Annotated in this window: 15 protein-coding genes; 4 read left to right on the top strand and 11 right to left on the bottom strand. The window is 64.2% G+C overall.

Features of this window, described 5'->3' with window-relative positions; translation table 11 throughout:
• Positions 1-82: 82 nt before the first annotated feature.
• The 5 genes from ASD45_RS09000 to ASD45_RS08980 form a co-directional block, all read right to left on the bottom strand.
• On the bottom strand, positions 83-1,363 hold the full coding sequence (locus tag ASD45_RS09000) for a sigma-70 family RNA polymerase sigma factor (protein WP_056911180.1): 1,281 nt from the start codon (positions 1,361-1,363) through the stop codon (positions 83-85).
• A 49-nt stretch (positions 1,364-1,412) separates the two neighbouring features.
• Positions 1,413-1,772: a YciI family protein gene (locus ASD45_RS08995; protein WP_056911179.1), complete on the bottom strand. Its 360-nt coding sequence runs from the start codon at positions 1,770-1,772 to the stop codon at positions 1,413-1,415.
• Positions 1,773-1,806: 34 nt separating this feature from the next.
• Positions 1,807-2,229, bottom strand: coding sequence for a YciI family protein (locus ASD45_RS08990; protein WP_056911178.1), 423 nt, complete (start codon positions 2,227-2,229; stop codon positions 1,807-1,809).
• A 133-nt stretch (positions 2,230-2,362) separates the two neighbouring features.
• Positions 2,363-3,685 (bottom strand): proline--tRNA ligase, encoded by a 1,323-nt coding sequence (proS, locus tag ASD45_RS08985; protein WP_056911177.1) that lies wholly within the window; start codon positions 3,683-3,685, stop codon positions 2,363-2,365.
• Between the two features lie 187 nt (positions 3,686-3,872).
• On the bottom strand, positions 3,873-5,417 hold the full coding sequence (locus ASD45_RS08980) for an asparagine synthase-related protein (RefSeq protein ID WP_162249403.1): 1,545 nt from the start codon (positions 5,415-5,417) through the stop codon (positions 3,873-3,875).
• Positions 5,418-5,666: 249 nt separating this feature from the next.
• Here ASD45_RS08980 and ASD45_RS08975 point away from each other — a divergent pair, with 249 nt between their 5' ends.
• Genes ASD45_RS08975 through copD form a run of 4 tightly spaced genes read left to right on the top strand, consistent with a single transcriptional unit; the run spans position 5,667 to position 8,288 of the window.
• The gene (locus tag ASD45_RS08975; RefSeq protein WP_056911175.1) at positions 5,667-6,050 is read left to right on the top strand and encodes a DUF2946 family protein; all 384 of its coding nucleotides are present in this window, start codon (positions 5,667-5,669) and stop codon (positions 6,048-6,050) included.
• A gap of 57 nt (positions 6,051-6,107) precedes the next feature.
• Positions 6,108-6,665 (top strand): DUF1775 domain-containing protein, encoded by a 558-nt coding sequence (locus tag ASD45_RS08970; protein WP_082540733.1) that lies wholly within the window; start codon positions 6,108-6,110, stop codon positions 6,663-6,665.
• A 4-nt stretch (positions 6,666-6,669) separates the two neighbouring features.
• Positions 6,670-7,035, top strand: coding sequence for a copper homeostasis periplasmic binding protein CopC (gene copC, locus ASD45_RS08965; protein WP_082540732.1), 366 nt, complete (start codon positions 6,670-6,672; stop codon positions 7,033-7,035).
• Positions 7,036-7,049: 14 nt separating this feature from the next.
• Entirely contained in the window at positions 7,050-8,288 is a 1,239-nt protein-coding gene (gene copD / locus ASD45_RS08960) for a copper homeostasis membrane protein CopD (protein ID WP_162249402.1), read from the top strand.
• Positions 8,289-8,539: 251 nt separating this feature from the next.
• Here copD and ASD45_RS08955 read toward each other — a convergent pair whose 3' ends face one another.
• The 6 genes from ASD45_RS08955 to ASD45_RS08930 all read right to left on the bottom strand — a co-directional run bounded on the left by ASD45_RS08955 (position 8,540) and on the right by ASD45_RS08930 (position 14,804).
• Positions 8,540-8,812 (bottom strand): DUF1467 family protein, encoded by a 273-nt coding sequence (locus ASD45_RS08955; RefSeq protein ID WP_056911172.1) that lies wholly within the window; start codon positions 8,810-8,812, stop codon positions 8,540-8,542.
• A gap of 63 nt (positions 8,813-8,875) precedes the next feature.
• On the bottom strand, positions 8,876-9,280 hold the full coding sequence (mce, locus tag ASD45_RS08950; protein ID WP_056911171.1) for a methylmalonyl-CoA epimerase: 405 nt from the start codon (positions 9,278-9,280) through the stop codon (positions 8,876-8,878).
• A gap of 39 nt (positions 9,281-9,319) precedes the next feature.
• On the bottom strand, positions 9,320-11,002 hold the full coding sequence (locus tag ASD45_RS08945; protein WP_056911170.1) for a ribonuclease J: 1,683 nt from the start codon (positions 11,000-11,002) through the stop codon (positions 9,320-9,322).
• The gene (locus tag ASD45_RS08940; RefSeq protein WP_056911169.1) at positions 10,999-11,754 is read right to left on the bottom strand and encodes a biotin--[acetyl-CoA-carboxylase] ligase; all 756 of its coding nucleotides are present in this window, start codon (positions 11,752-11,754) and stop codon (positions 10,999-11,001) included. Before ASD45_RS08940 ends, ASD45_RS08945 begins: the two co-directional genes overlap by 4 nt.
• A 54-nt stretch (positions 11,755-11,808) precedes the next feature.
• Positions 11,809-13,248, bottom strand: a complete 1,440-nt coding sequence (gene nuoN, locus ASD45_RS08935) for an NADH-quinone oxidoreductase subunit NuoN (RefSeq protein ID WP_056911168.1) — start codon at positions 13,246-13,248, stop codon at positions 11,809-11,811.
• Positions 13,245-14,804: an NADH-quinone oxidoreductase subunit M gene (locus ASD45_RS08930; protein WP_082540731.1), complete on the bottom strand. Its 1,560-nt coding sequence runs from the start codon at positions 14,802-14,804 to the stop codon at positions 13,245-13,247. Before ASD45_RS08930 ends, nuoN begins: the two co-directional genes overlap by 4 nt.
• Between the last annotated feature and the right edge of the window lies 1 nt (position 14,805).

The raw sequence follows: 14,805 nt of genomic DNA, 5'->3' as shown, positions 1-14,805 counted from the left end.
CTGAATATGGGTCCCATGGGGCTTGGGTTTTCACACGATTCGGGCGGTTTCGTGGGCGGAAAACCCAAGCCGGGTCACAGCTTTATTCCAAGGTCACCGGCCGCGCCGGACCGCAGGCGGCAGCCCGCTTCAACAGGAAATTCCGCTCGGCGGCATTGCGCGACAGTGCGGCGGCCGCCTCGAAGGCGGCGCGCGCCTCGGCATAACGCCCGGCACGGTACAGAAAGTCACCTTTGGCGGCCGGCAGCGGCAGGTAGTCCCGCAGAATCTCCTGTTGTTCGAGCGGCGCCAGCAGCGCCAGCCCGGCTTCATGACCGAAGGCCATGCTATGGGCGACCGCACGGTTCAGATCGACCACCGCCGACGGAATGACCTCCTGCAACCGGTCATAGAGCGACGCAATGCGGCGCCAGTCGGTGTCCGCGGCGGTGCGCGCCCGGCCATGACAGGCGGCGATTGCGGCCTGCAGCGCGTAGGCGCCGTCGGCGCCGCCAAGCGTTTCGGCACGCGCCAGGGCCTCGAGCCCGCGGCCGATCAAAAGCTGGTCCCAAAGGGCCCTGTTCTGCTCGGGCAGCGTGATCGCCGCGCCGTCCGGACCGACGCGGGCCTTCAACCGCGAGGCCTGGATCTCTATCAGCGCCAGAAGGCCGAAGGCCTCCGGCTCGTGCGGCGCGATGCCGGTGAGGATACGACCGAGCCGCTGCGCCTCTGTACACAGATCGGCCCGGATCAGATCGTCGCCGGCGGTGGCCGCATAACCTTCGTTGAAGATCAGGTAGATAACCTCGAGCACCGAGGTGAGACGACGCGCCCGCTCCTCGCCCCGCGGCGCTTCATAGGCAGCGCCTGATTCCTGAAGCGTCTTCTTGGCGCGAGTAATGCGCTGCGCCACGGTCGGCTCGGTGGTGAGAAAGGCGCGTGCGATTTCCGCGATGCTCAGGCCGGCGATCAGGCGCAGCGTCAGAGTGACACGAGCATCCGGCGACAGAACCGGGTGACAGGCGATGAAGATCAGGTTGAGGAGGTCGTCGCCAATGTCGTCATCCAGCGCGGCGTCGATCTGATCGACGGCGTCACGACCCTCGTCGAGGTCGCGGCCGATTTCGGCGTGCTTACGTTCCTGCATTTTGGCGCGGCGCAGACGGTCGATGGCACGGCGCCGGGCGGCCGCCATTAGCCAAGCACCCGGATTATCCGGCACGCCGGAAGATGGCCATTCCGCCAGCGCCGTCACCAGCGCGTCCTGCGCCAGTTCCTCGGCCAGACCGACATCACGCACCATGCGGGTCAGGCCGGCGATCAGCCGCGCCTGCTCGATGCGGAAGACGGTTTCGACGCTGCGATGGATATCGGTGTCGGCCACGCACCCCGATTAAGTGACAAGCGGGGTGCGTGGCAAGCGGGTCTCGGGCTCAGGCGAAATCCGACATTTCCCAGATCGGCCGGATTTCGATCTCGCTCGGTCCGGGCATCGGATTGAGGCAACGCTTCACCCATTCAACCGCCTCGGCCATGTCCTTGACCTCCCAGATCCAAAAGCCGGCCACCAGTTCGCGCGACTCGGCAAAGGGACCGTCGGTCACCGTTCGCTTGGCGCCGTCGAAGGCGACGCGCTTGCCGGTAGACGATGGCTTGAGCCCGTCGGCCGTCAGCAGGACGCCGGCCTTGCGCAGTTCGTCGTTGAACCTGCCCATCTCTGCGAGATCGGCGGCCTTGGGCTTGCCCATGTTCTCGGAGTCCTGCGTCGCCTTGACGATCACCATAACGCGCATTGTCGCATCTCCCTGGCGGCTGGCTCAGATGGCTCTAGCGGTTCTTTGACTGCTCGCGCAGGCGCTCGAAGCGGTCGACGATCTCCGGCGTCGCGGCCTCACCGAAATCGGCCATTTCGTAGAACGGGCGGATTTCGAGTTCGCTCGGCCCCGGCATCGGGTTCGGGCAGCGCTTCGCCCATTCGACGGCTTCGGCCATGTCCTTGACTTCCCAGATCCAGTAGCCGGCGACCAGTTCCCGCGTCTCCGCGAAAGGCCCGTCGATGACGGACCGTTTCGGGCCGTCGAAGGCGATGCGCTTGCCCTGCGATGACGGCTTGAGGCCGTCGCCGGACAGCATGATCCCCGCCTTCACCAGCTCTTCGTTGTACTTGCCCATGGCCTCTAAAAGTTCCGTGGTCGGCATGACGCCTTGCTCGGAATCCTTGGTGGCCTTGACCATAACCATCACGCGCATTGTCTTATCTCCGTTGGTTCGGAGGCCGGTTTTCAGCCTCTCTATCCCCACGACGAATGGGCCCGGCCGGATTCGACACGGCGGGCGAAAATTTTCGAGCCATTTTTTCGGGCTAGGTTCCCCGGGCCGCGGATCAGCGCGTCAGCAGATCCAGGGCGGCAGCCGGCGAAATCTGTTCCTTTTCGCCGGTCTTGCGGTTCTTGATTTCGACCTTGCCTTCGGCGAGCCCGCGCGGACCGACCATGACCTGCCACGGCAGGCCGATGAGATCGGCATTGGCGAACTTGGCGCCGGCGCGCTCGTCGACGTCGTTATACAGAACCTCGACACCCTTGGCCGATAACTCGGCGTACAGTTGCTCGCAGGCGCCATCGGTCGCGGCATCGCCCTGCTTGAGGTTCAAGAGAGCCACCTTGAACGGCGCCACGGGCTCCGGCCAAATGATGCCGGCGTCATCATGCGAGGCCTCGATGATCGCCGCGGCCAGCCGCGACGGGCCGATGCCGTAGGAGCCCATGTGTACCGGCACTTCCTTGCCGTCGGCTGTCGCGACGACCGCCTTCATCGGCAGAGAATACTTGGTGCCGAAGTAGAAGATGTGACCGACTTCGATGCCGCGCGCCGAGACCTGAGCATCCGTCGGCACGGCCGCGAACTTGTCGGCTTCGTGCATGTCTTCAGTCGCCGCATAGAGCGACGTCCACTGATCGACCGTCTTCTGCAGGCCGGCGATGTCGTCGAAGTTCACGTTCGCGTCCGGCACCGCCATGTCCAGATAGTTCTTGTGGCAGAACACCTGCGACTCGCCGGTGTCCGCGAGCACGATAAACTCATGCGACAGGTCGCCGCCGATCGGGCCGGTATCCGCGCGCATCGGAATCGAGGTGAGACCGAGGCGCTTGAAAGTACGCAAGTAGGCAACGAACATCTTGTTGTAGGAGTGCCGTGCGCCGGCTTCGTCGGCGTCGAACGAATAGGCATCCTTCATCAGAAATTCGCGTCCGCGCATCAGGCCGAAACGCGGCCGCACTTCGTCGCGAAACTTCCACTGGATGTGATAGAGGTTCTTCGGCAGATCCTTGTACGAGCGCACCGAGGCGCGGAAGATCTCCGTGATCATTTCCTCGTTGGTCGGCCCGAACAGCATCTCGCGCTCGTGGCGATCCTTGATGCGCAGCATTTCCTTGCCATAGGCGTCGTAGCGGCCGCTCTCGCGCCACAGCTCGGCCGACTGCATGGTCGGCATCAAGAGTTCGATGGCACCGGAGCGGTCCTGCTCCTCGCGCACGATCTGCTCGATTTTCTTCAGCACCCGCAGCCCCAGCGGCAGGAAGGCGTAGATGCCGGCGGCCTCCTGACGGATCATGCCGGCGCGCAGCATCAGGCGGTGCGAAACGATCTCGGCCTCGCGCGGCGGTTCGCGGAGCGTGGGCAGGAAATAACGGGACAGGCGCATGGGATCGGAGCCGGCTTTTTGTTGAGTGAAACAGGGAGTGAGTGAAAGCGGATCGGGGCGGAAAAGACAAGCCTAAGATGTCATTCCGGGACGCCACGAAGTGGCGGGCCCGGAATCCATAATCGCCGGCACCGCGGGTATGGATACCGGGCTCGCGGCTAAAGAACCGCGCCCCGGAATGACAAGGCTACAAACTGAAATGCGCGTAGGCCTTGAGTTTTTCCAGGTGTTCCTTCACCGGGAAGGAAATCCAGGCGCGGTCCTTCAGGTACGGGACCCGGTTGACGTCGATGACCTCTGCGAGCTTGCGTAGGTAATACAGCTCTTCCTTGGACTGGACCCGGAAGGCCCCGAACTGGCGCTGGCCATCGCGGAAGTCGGCGTCGGAAACCAACTCCTCGAAGCGACGCGCCCAGCCGTCCTTCCCGGTCTCGAGGCCCGCCCCCTCGCCGAAGGCGATCTTGCTACGGTCCCGGATCGTGGCCGGCAGTTCATCCGGATAGAGGTCATAGAGTTCGCGCAGCGGCATCTTGCCGCTCGGCAGGCCGTTCACCTCGCGCACCAGCGCCGAGGGCGCCAGGCCGAGCGCGTAATTGACCACGGCGGGATCGAGGAACGGCTCGCGCATCTCCAGTGACTGACGCATCGACGCGCGATCGACACGCTGCAGGCTGACGCGGTGCATCAGCGACAGGCATTCGTCGCGGAACACGACACCGTCGGCCGGGCTGTCGTGAAAAGCGATCTCGAGCGGCGCGTAACCGCAGAACAGTTCGTCGGCGCCCTCGCCGCACAGGCCGACGCGGAAGCCGTCGCGATGCATGGCCTTACTCACCGCCATCGAACCCAGCGCGCCGCGGATCAGATTCGGCTCGAAAGACTCCGTCGCCAGCACGACATCGTCGATGGCGCCGGAGGTGTCGGCACTGTCGGGATCGAACGGCACGATGCGCAGGTCGTAGCCGGTCTTTTCGGCATAAGCCTCGGCGTAGCGATAGTCCGGCGCGTCCGGCCCGCCGACGAAATAGCCGGGCGCCTCGGGGCGGAATTGACGCGTGTAATGCGCGACCAAGGTTGAATCGATGCCGCCGGAGAACCAAGTGGCGACCGGCAGGCCCGGCGGAATGCGCCGCTCGACTGCGCCGCGCAGGATGGCATCGAGCGCCTGGGGCGAACTTTCGACCGGCGCATCGAGCCGCGGAAACACCGGCGAGCGGTAGCGCGCGCAGTTCTTGCGCGAAAGCGCGTAGCCCGGCGGCAGCATCATGACGTCGCCGACCGGCACGGTGTCGAGCAGAGGCTTCATTTCGGAGCAGAAGAGGAAGCCCGTGCCGGATTGCATGACGTAAAGCGGCTTGACGCCGAATGGATCGCGCGCGGCGAGAAACTCGCCATTCGTAAGATCGACGGCGACAAAGGCGTACATGCCGTTGAGCCGCTCCGGAGCGCGATAGCCCCAGGCTTGCAGCGCATTGGCGAGCACTTCGGTGTCAGAATGGGTGCGAAAGCCGACGCCGAGCGCTTCCATCTCGTGGCGCAGTTCGACGTGGTTATAGATCTCGCCGTTGAACGACACTGCGAGACGGCCATAAAACGAAATCTGCGGCTGGGTGCCGTGCTCGGCATCGACGATGCGTAGACGGCGCGTGCACATCGCGACGTTCGGCAGCGGGGTGAGCAGCGGATCGGTGACGTCGCCGCGGTGCTGGATGCCGTCGATCAGGCGGGCCACGGTTGTCTCCGCCTCGGGCCATCCGATCGCGACCGCAAATCCGCACATGCCGAAGGACCCTGCATCCTGCCGTGACGCCACTGGAATCAGCGCGTCATTTAGAATGCGTTTACTTAGGCGGAACCGAGTTAACTGCCGATTAACCGCAGTGTTATCCAGCCTTATCGAGAACGTTGCAGCGAAGCCAAACCGGAGGCTGGCAGTATTGAAAAGTTAATGATAGGTAACCGGCCGGTGGAACGAGCAATCATGCGTTTCGGTTGGCGCAAAATCGTATCGGTACTGGCGATCTATTCGGTCGCGCTGAATGCGATTCTGTGGGCCGCGCTCGGCCCGGTGCCCGTCGGCGCCAGCTTCGATCCCCTCACCGCCATCTGCCACAGCATCGTTGATCAGGCGACAGTTGAAGGCGATCAATCGCCAGCCGGTCAGCCGGCAAAACCGAGCAAGGCCTGCGATCACTGCACGCTATGCGGCGTCGCGCCGGTGGCGTCGAGTGCCGCGGACGCGGTGCTCGCCGGCGTCCTCGAGCCCGGCAGACTGCTGCGCGTGCTGCGTCCGGTGGACGCAGCACGCTCGACCGGCGTCGTTTCTCATCAGCATTCGGCCCGAGGTCCTCCGCTGAGCGCGTGATTGTCGTTGTGGCTTTTGCGCCGCATTCATCACAGCTCATCGAACAGGACTGAACTCATGACCAACATCCGTTGGCGCGGCCGCATGCCGTCATGCGCGTTCGTTGCCGTTCTCTCGCTCAGCACGTTCAACATCGCTTCCGCGCATGTCACACTCGACAAGAAGGAAGTCGCTATCGGCTCGTTCTACAAGGCCGTGCTCACCGTACCGCATGGCTGCGACGGTTCGCCGACGGTCAAGATCGCGGTGCAGATTCCCGAAGGCGTGATCTCGGTAAAGCCGATGGTCAAGCCAGGCTGGACCATCGAAATCAAACGAGGCGCCTACGCCAAGCCCTACAGCTTCCTGCACGGCGCCAAGTTCACCGAAGGACCGAAGGAGATCGTCTGGTCGGGCGGCGCGCTGCCGGACGGCTATTTCGACGAGTTTATTCTGCAGACCTTCGTCGCCGGCGAACTGACGCCGGGAACGACCTTGTATTTTCCTGTGACTCAGACTTGTCAGAAAGGCGAGCATCGCTGGGTGCAGGTTCCATCGGCCGGCAAACCGGACGAACATCTCGGCGAACCGGCGCCGGCCATCAAGCTCATCCCCGCTGCCAGCAAAGGACACTGACCCCATGCGAAACGTCATACGAATTTTGTTGGGCGGAATCTTACTTGCGCTCCTGCCAGGCGCTGCGCTGGCGCACGCCCATCTCGACCACGCCCAGCCCGCGGTCGACGCCAAGGTGGCGCAAGCGCCGAGTGAGGTGTCGTTGTGGTTCACCGAAGCGGTCGAGCCGAAGTTCTCCTCGATCGTGGTGCAAGACGCCAAAGGCACCGCGGTGCAAGACGGCAAAGCTACCGGCGCCGCCGACAACGCCGCCGTGCTCAAGGTGAAGCTGAAAGCGTTGCAAGCCGGTGCCTACAAGGTGGTGTGGAAGGTGCTCTCGGTCGACACCCACCGCAGCCAGGGCAGCTTCACTTTCACCGTCGCGCCCTAGCCGACCCGATGCCGATGCCCGAGCCGCTCGCCATCGTTCGTGCCGTGCACTTCGCCGCCTGCTTGGCGGCGTTGGGCACGGCCGCGTTTATGCTGCTCGTCGGCCGCCTCGACGGCCTCGATCGCCAGTTCCGCCGTTTCGCGGCGGCGGCGCTCGCGGTGGCGCTTCTCTCGGGCGTGTTGTGGTTCGCCCTCGTTGCCGCGCGCATCCTCGCCTTACCGGTCAGCGAGGCACTCGGCGATGGCGGCCTCATCTCGGTAGTGACCGATACCCGGTTCGGACGGATCGCCATCATCCGGCTGGCGCTCGTCGTGCTGGCCGCGGCGGCGCTGGCCCTGCCGCGCGGACGCTGGCCGGCGGTCGGGGCGACAACGGCGCTGACTGGGGCGATCGCCTGGACCGGCCATGCCGGCGCCGGGACCGGGCTGCTCGGCGCCGTTCACCTCATTTCCGATGTGGCGCACCTGATCGCCGCCAGTCTATGGCTCGGCGGCCTGCCGGCTTTCGCCTCACTGCTGGTCTGGAGCCGCGGCGCCCCGGCGCCGGGCGATCTGGCCGCCCGCGTGACCCGGCGCTTCTCGCTGCTGGCGATCGGCTGCGTTCTGGCGCTCCTGACCAGCGGCATCATCAACAGCGCCGTACTGTTAGGGTGGCCGACGGACCTCCTGGCGTCCGCCTACGGCCGCGTGCTGGTGCTGAAACTGGCGCTGTTCGCGGCCATGCTGGGGTTGGCGGCGTTCAACCGCTACCGGCTCACCTCGCGGCTGCCCGGGCGGGGCGCGCTCGACGCCCTCGCCGGCACAACTCTGGTCGAGACCGTGTTGGGACTGGGAATTCTCGTGCTCGTCGGCATTCTCGGCACGCTTGCCCCGGCCAGCCACCTGCACAAGCCGACGGCAGCGATTAATCCGGATGCAGCTTTCGTCCATATCCACACCGAGGTGGTGATGGCCGATCTCACCATCGACCCCGGTTACGCCGGCACCTCGGCCGCGATCATCCGATTGTGGCACGAGGACTACGCGCCGTTTGCCGCTGATCGCGTGCAATTGGCGCTCGATCCGACCTTTTCCGGTGCAGCCGGTATCCGGCACGATGCCCGGCAATTACCAGACGGAACATGGGTGATTGAGAACCTGCGTATACAATCGCCTGGCGTGTGGACCGCTCGCGTGATCATCGAAAGAAAAGGCACGGCGACGGTACTCGACGCGCCGATTGTAATAACGCAGTGCAGCAACGAATGCAGGTGACACACCTGATTCCATCCGTTAGCATTCTTCAAGCCGAGTGGCAGGATGGCTGGCAGCAAGACCAGCGCTCCGACAAACGGTCCAAGTCTTGGGAGGAAAGTCTCCGGCGCGAAACCGCAGCCGCCTCGATAACAAAGCTCAAAAAAGCCAATTAAATCGAGGCTGAGAGACAGCTACAGAAGACCGAGCAGGGCAAGTGCCCTGCTCTTTTTTTGCGTGCACGATCGCGCCTGGCGCCGTGGCCCGCCGACTCACGAATGCGGCGGCTGGGAAACTCGTTCGAGAAAGCCGAACGGGATGAGATCGCGCGTATAAGCGACGTAGAGCGCGCCGAAGATCGCGGTCGCGATCACCGTTGTGTAGAGAATCTTGCGCCACATTGTGTGCGTCGCCGGTGCGCCTGGATCCGTACCGGCTTCGAAAGCGCCCGCCTCGTGCTGGCTGCGCACGCCCCAAGGCAGTACGGCGAACAACGTCACCCACCAGATGAGAACATAAATCGCGACGATGGTCGTTGTGCTCATGATCTTCCCTTGCGCATCGCCTTATCAGAAAACCGGCACCCGCTTTTCCCGGTCAGGCGCGATTCATGCCTGTTCGAGTTCGACGAGCGTGCCGCAGAAGTCCTTCGGATGCAGAAACATCACCGGCTTGCCATGTGCGCCGATCTTCGGCTCGCCGTCGCCGAGCACGCGTGCGCCCTGCTTCTTGAGCGTGTCGCGCGCGGCAATGATGTCGTCAACCTCGTAACAGACATGATGGATGCCGCCGTCCGGGTTCTTGTCGAGGAACTTGGCGATCGGTGAGCCCTCGCCCATCGGTTCGAGCAATTCGATCTTCGTATTCGGCAGATTGATGAACACGGTGAAGACGCCGTGATCCGGCTGCGCCACCTTCTCCGAGACATCGGCGCCGAGCGTGTCGCGATAAACCGCCGCAGCTTTGGCGATGTCGCGCACGGCGATGGCGACATGATTGAGACGACCGATCATTGAACTCCCCCTACCTCTCGTAGCAAGCCGGCGTATGTATCAAACCACGAGCACATGGACGTGGCACATAGGCTTTTTGCCCCAGCGGTGCGCCACGGCGGCGCGGACCGCGCGGCGCACCGCTTCGGCGAGTGTATCCGGATCGCCGCGGCGCTTGCGCGGTAGCGTCTCGTAGGTGGACTCGATCGCCTCGAGCACGGCATCGGAAATCAGTTCGCCGCCGGCGTCGCGCTCCGGTATGCCGATCATGTCAAATTCCGGGTCCGCAACCAGTTCGCCGCGTTCGGTCAGCGCCAGCGCCACAGAAATGGCCCCGGCGAAGGCCAAGCGCTTGCGGTCGGCAATGGTGCGCGCGTCGGCCTGCACCAGTAGGGAGCCGTCCTTGTAGGTGCGGCCCGATGGCACCTCGTCGATGATGGACGCCTTGCCCTCAACCAAACGTACCAAGTCGCCGTTACGGCACTGAACGACTTCCGGAATGCCCATGGCCCGGCCGAGCTTGGCGTGCTCGGACAGATGCAACGCCTCGCCATGGACGGGGATCAGAATCTTCGGCTTGACCCACGACAGCAGTTGCTCGACCTCGGCGCGGCGCGGGTGGCCGGAAACGTGGACCAGATGCGTACGGTCGGTGATGACCTCGATGCCTTGGTCGATCAGGCCGTTGACGATGCGGCCGACCTCCTTCTCGTTGCCGGGAATGGTGCGGGCGGAAAAGATCACGGTGTCGCCGCGCGACAAGGTGACGTCGGGATGCTGGTCCTCGGCAATGCGCGCCAGCGCCGCACGCGGTTCCCCCTGGCTGCCGGTGCACAACGCCACGACCTTGTCCGGCGGTAGATAGCCATAGGCATCGACGGAGCGGAACGGCTTGACGCCGTCGAGCAGGCCAAGTTCGCGCGCGATGGCGACGACGCGGTCCATGGCGCGGCCGACCACCACCACCTCGCGGCCACACTCCTGCGCCGCCAGCGCGACGCTGCGCAGCCGCTCGACATTCGAGGCAAAAGTGGTGACGGCAACACGCCCCTTGGCGCTGCGGATCAGCGCCGAAATGGTTTTCTCGACGTCAGCCTCCGACGGCGAAATACCGTCGCGCACCGCGTTGGTGGAATCGCCGACCACGGCGAGACAGCCCTCCTCGCCGAGCGCGCGGAGTTTGGCTTCGTCAGTGCCTGGCCCGAGCATCGGCGTCTTGTCGATCTTCCAGTCGCCGGTGTGCAGCACGGTGCCGGCCGGGGTACGGATGATCAGCGCGGTCGCTTCCGGAATCGAGTGCGCCATCGCCACCATCTCGACGTCAAAGGCGCCGACCGAGAACCGGCTGCCGGGCTTGACGATGTTCACCGGAATCTCCGGTGCGACGCCTCGCTCGCTGCCGAGCTTGGCCTCGAGCAGCGCCGCGGTAAACGGCGTTGCAAATAACGGCACCTTCAATTTCGGCCACAGATCCATCAGTGCGCCGAAGTGGTCTTCGTGGGCGTGCGTGATGACGATTCCGGCGAGGTTCTTGCGCTCCGACACCAGGAAGCCGATGTCCGGCAGGATGAGATCGACACCGGGCAGATGTTCTTCCTGAGCGAAGGAGACGCCGAGATCGACTGCCAGCCAGGACCTTTTGTGGTCGCTGCCGAGGCCATAGATCGACAGGTTCATGCCGATTTCACCGACGCCGCCGAGCGGCGCGTAAACCAGATCAGTGCGCGTGTTGTTGCTGTTCATATCTGTCCAAATCCAAAAACTTCGCCGGCCGTGACGGCGGTGATGCCATCTTCGCCGCGCACCAAAAGCCGACCGCTTTCATCGAGACCTTCAAAATGCCCCGAGAACTCGCGTTCCGGTAGCCGCACGTGAATCTCGGTGCCGAGGCCGGCAGCGCGCCTGAGCCAGGCCGAGCGGATGGCGGCAAAACCCTGCCCGCGATCCCATTGCGCGAGCCGCGTCTGCATCGCTCGCGCCAGCGCGCCCAATAGATGCTCCGGCGCCACCACGGCGCCGGCCGACGCCAGGTCGGTTGCGGCATAAGGCGTGTCCGGCGGGTGGCTGGCGCAATTGACGCCCATACCGATGACGGCGGCGAACGGCGGGCCGCTCTCACCCTCGATCAGGATACCGGCGATCTTGGCATCACCGAGCAACAGATCGTTCGGCCATTTTACCTTGAGCAGCGGCCCGAGTTGCGGCGCGCATTCGGCGACCGCGTCATGCAGCGCCAGCGCGGCGACGAAAGAGAGCTGCGGGGCAAGCGGCGGCGGCGCCGGATCGGTTAGCAGCAGCGAGGAATAGAGATTGCCTGGTGGCGACACCCAGCCCTTGCCGCGGCGGCCACGCCCGGCCTCCTGCATGGTGGCGGTGACCCACAACGGACCACGCTCGCCGGCACGCACGAGCGCCTGCGCCTCGGCATTGGTGGAGCCGAGCCTTTCGAAAGCTATGTGTCGGACCCCCGCCAGGTCCGTGGCTTCGCGGTTCATTGATCAGGACGTGCCGGGCACGTCCACGCGCGCTTCGCGCTCAGAACAGCGACACTAGAACAGCGACTTGGCCGCCGCGGTCGCCGCGCCGAGCAGCGGCGCCGGATAGAGGAAGAACACGATATTGAGCGTCCCGAACACGACCATCATTAGGCCGACCAGCGCCGGCGTGCGCTGGAAAGCGGGCGCCGGGGCATCGAAATACATCACCTTGACGATGGACAGGTAGTAGAACGCGCCCACGACGCTCGACAGCACGCCAATCACGGCGAGCGTATACAGGCCGGCGTTGATGGCGGCGAGGAAGACGTAGAATTTGCCGAAGAAGCCGGCGAGCGGCGGCACACCGGCGAGCGAGAACAGCAGCATCGCCAGCATGAAGGCCATGGTCGGATGCGTGCGCGACATGCCGGAGAGGTCGCTGATGTTCTCGACCATCCTGCCGTCGCGGCGCATCGACAAGATGACGGCGAAGGTGCCAAGCGTCATGCCGACGTAGATCGTCATGTAGATCAGCACGCCCTGCACGCCTTCGGCGGTGCCGGCGGCGAGCCCCACGAGCGCGAAGCCCATATGGCCGATCGAGGAATAGGCCATCAGCCGCTTGATGTTGGTCTGGCCGATCGCGGCGAAGGCGCCGAGCGCCATCGAGGCGATCGAGACGAAGACGACAATCTGCTGCCAGGAATGGGTGATCCCCGGGAAGGCGACCACGGAGGCGCGGACGAAGATGGCAATGCCGGCAACCTTGGGCGCAGCGGCGAAGAACGCAGTCACCGGGGTCGGCGCGCCCTCATAGACGTCAGGCGTCCACATGTGGAATGGCACGGCCGAGATCTTGAAGCAGAAGCCGGCGAACAGGAACACCAGGCCGAAGATCAGTCCGGTTCCCGCCCCACCCTGCACCGCCTTGGCGATACCCGCGAAGTTCACAGTGCCGGTGAAGCCGTAGATCAGCGAAGCGCCGTACAGCAGCATGCCGGACGACAGTGCGCCGAGAACGAAATACTTGAGGCCCGCTTCGGTCGATTTGGCATTGTCCCGGTTCGACGAGGCGATGACATAGAGCGGCAAGCTCATCAACTCCAGGCCGAGATAGAGCGCGATCAGATCGTTCGCCGAGATCAGCAGCAACATGCCGAGGGTGGCGAGAAGCACCAGCACGCCGAACTCGGCCTTCTGCAGGCCTTCCCTCGTCAGGTAATCGAGCGACAGGATCAGCGAACCGGCCGAGCCGGCCAGCGCCAGAAGCTTGAGGAACCGGGCGAAATCGTCGACCACGAAGCCATTGTCGAACATCGTGACGCGACCGGCCGGCTGCATGACGATCAGTGCGCCAACGCCGATCAGCAAAAGGATGCACAGCGTGTTGACGAAGCGGGCGGCGCGGTCGCCGGCAAACACCGCCAGCATCAAGAGCACCATGGCGCCGACCGCCAGGGCGATCTCCGGCAGGACGGGCTGCAGCGATTGGAGGGACGTCAGGTTGTTCATCGCGTGGCGCTCACCGGAATAACGCTGGCCTCGACCGTCGGCGCCTTGGCGGCGGCCGCCTTGGTGCCCTCATCCTTGGCCGTCTTTACTGCCTTGCCGTAGCCGTCGAGCAGTTGCGCGACAGAGGCCGACGACATGTCAAGCACGGGCTTCGGCCAGACACCAAACAGAATGGTCAGCACGACGAGCGGCGCGAAGATCACCGCCTCGCGCAATCCCATGTCCCTGATGCCTTCGACCGCCGGCTTGAGCGTACCGAACACCATCTTGCGATAGAGCCACAGCGCATAGGCCGCCGAGAAGATCACACCCAACGTGGCGAAGGTCGCGACCGGGATATTCACCTTGAAGGTGCCTATCAGCGACAGGAATTCGCCGACGAAGCCCGAGGTCCCCGGCAAGCCGACATTCGCCATCGTGAACAGCATGAAGACGAAGGCGAACACCGGCATGCGGTGCGCGAGCCCGCCGTAGAAGGCGATCTCGCGGGTGTGCATGCGATCGTAGACGACGCCAACGCAGAGGAAGAGAGCGCCGGAGACGATGCCGTGCGAGATCATCTGGAATACCGCGCCGGAGACGCCCTGATGCGTTGCGGCGAAGATACCCATGGTGACGTAGCCCATATGCGCGACCGAGGAGTACGCGATCAGTTTCTTCACGTCCTCCTGCATCAGCGCCACCAGCGAGGTGTAGACGATGGCAATGACCGACATCGTCCAGACCAGCGGTGCGAAATAATCGCTGGCGACAGGGAACATCGGCAGCGAGAAGCGCAGGAAGCCGTATCCGCCCATTTTCAACAGGATCGCGGCCAGGATCACCGAGCCCGCGGTCGGCGCTTCGACATGCGCATCCGGCAGCCAGGTGTGCACCGGCCACATCGGCATCTTCACCGCGAAGGAAGCAAAGAACGCCAGCCACGCCCAGTACTGCATCCCCGCCGGGAAGCCGTGGCGCAGCAGCACCGTAATGTCGGTGGTGCCGGCCTGCCAGTACATCGCCATGATGGCGAGCAGCATCAGCACCGAGCCGGCGAAGGTGTAGAGGAAGAACTTGAAGCTCGCATAGACGCGGCGCGGGCCACCCCAGATGCCGATGATCAGGAACATCGGGATCAGGCCACCTTCGAAGAACAGATAGAAAAGCACCAAGTCGAGCGCGGCGAAGGTACCGATCATCAGCGCTTCGAGCATGAGGAACGCGATCATGTATTCCTTGACCCGCTTCTGGATCGAGGTCCAACTCGCCAGGATGCAGAGCGGCATCAGCGCCGTGGTCAGGATGATGAAAGGCAGCGAAATGCCATCGACGCCAAGGTGATAGGAGGCAACGCCGAGCCAATCGTGCTTTTCGGTGAACTGGAATTCCGGCGACGACATATCGAAACGCCGCACCAGCACCAGCGAAACGGCAAAGGTAACGAGCGTGGTCCACAGCGCGATCCAGCGCGCCGTGCCCTTGGCGAAGGGCCCGTTGCCGCGGACCATAAGCATGATCAGAAGCGCGCCGAGGACCGGCAGGAACGTGACGACGGAGAGGACAGGCCAAGCCATA

The sequence above is a fragment of the Pseudolabrys sp. Root1462 genome (assembly GCF_001426945.1).
Taxonomy (GTDB): domain Bacteria; phylum Pseudomonadota; class Alphaproteobacteria; order Rhizobiales; family Xanthobacteraceae; genus Pseudolabrys.
The sequence above is the reverse complement of the archived record's forward strand: the minus strand, read 5'-3'. Positions and strand labels throughout refer to the sequence as shown.

Excerpts from the sequence above, each read along its gene's own strand:
- ASD45_RS08995 (WP_056911179.1), bottom strand. The coding sequence starts at position 1,772 with ATGCGCGTTATGGTGATCGTCAAGGCGACGCAGGACTCCGAGAACATG.
- ASD45_RS08990 (WP_056911178.1), bottom strand. The coding sequence starts at position 2,229 with ATGCGCGTGATGGTTATGGTCAAGGCCACCAAGGATTCCGAGCAAGGC.
- proS (WP_056911177.1), bottom strand. The coding sequence starts at position 3,685 with ATGCGCCTGTCCCGTTATTTCCTGCCCACGCTCCGCGAACCGCCGCGC.
- ASD45_RS08975 (WP_056911175.1), top strand. The coding sequence starts at position 5,667 with ATGCGTTTCGGTTGGCGCAAAATCGTATCGGTACTGGCGATCTATTCG.
- ASD45_RS08970 (WP_082540733.1), top strand. The coding sequence starts at position 6,108 with ATGACCAACATCCGTTGGCGCGGCCGCATGCCGTCATGCGCGTTCGTT.
- copC (WP_082540732.1), top strand. The coding sequence starts at position 6,670 with ATGCGAAACGTCATACGAATTTTGTTGGGCGGAATCTTACTTGCGCTC.
- copD (WP_162249402.1), top strand. The coding sequence starts at position 7,050 with ATGCCCGAGCCGCTCGCCATCGTTCGTGCCGTGCACTTCGCCGCCTGC.
- ASD45_RS08955 (WP_056911172.1), bottom strand. The coding sequence starts at position 8,812 with ATGAGCACAACGACCATCGTCGCGATTTATGTTCTCATCTGGTGGGTG.
- mce (WP_056911171.1), bottom strand. The coding sequence starts at position 9,280 with ATGATCGGTCGTCTCAATCATGTCGCCATCGCCGTGCGCGACATCGCC.
- ASD45_RS08945 (WP_056911170.1), bottom strand. The coding sequence starts at position 11,002 with ATGAACAGCAACAACACGCGCACTGATCTGGTTTACGCGCCGCTCGGC.
- ASD45_RS08940 (WP_056911169.1), bottom strand. The coding sequence starts at position 11,754 with ATGAACCGCGAAGCCACGGACCTGGCGGGGGTCCGACACATAGCTTTC.
- nuoN (WP_056911168.1), bottom strand. The coding sequence starts at position 13,248 with ATGAACAACCTGACGTCCCTCCAATCGCTGCAGCCCGTCCTGCCGGAG.
- ASD45_RS08930 (WP_082540731.1), bottom strand. The coding sequence starts at position 14,804 with ATGGCTTGGCCTGTCCTCTCCGTCGTCACGTTCCTGCCGGTCCTCGGC.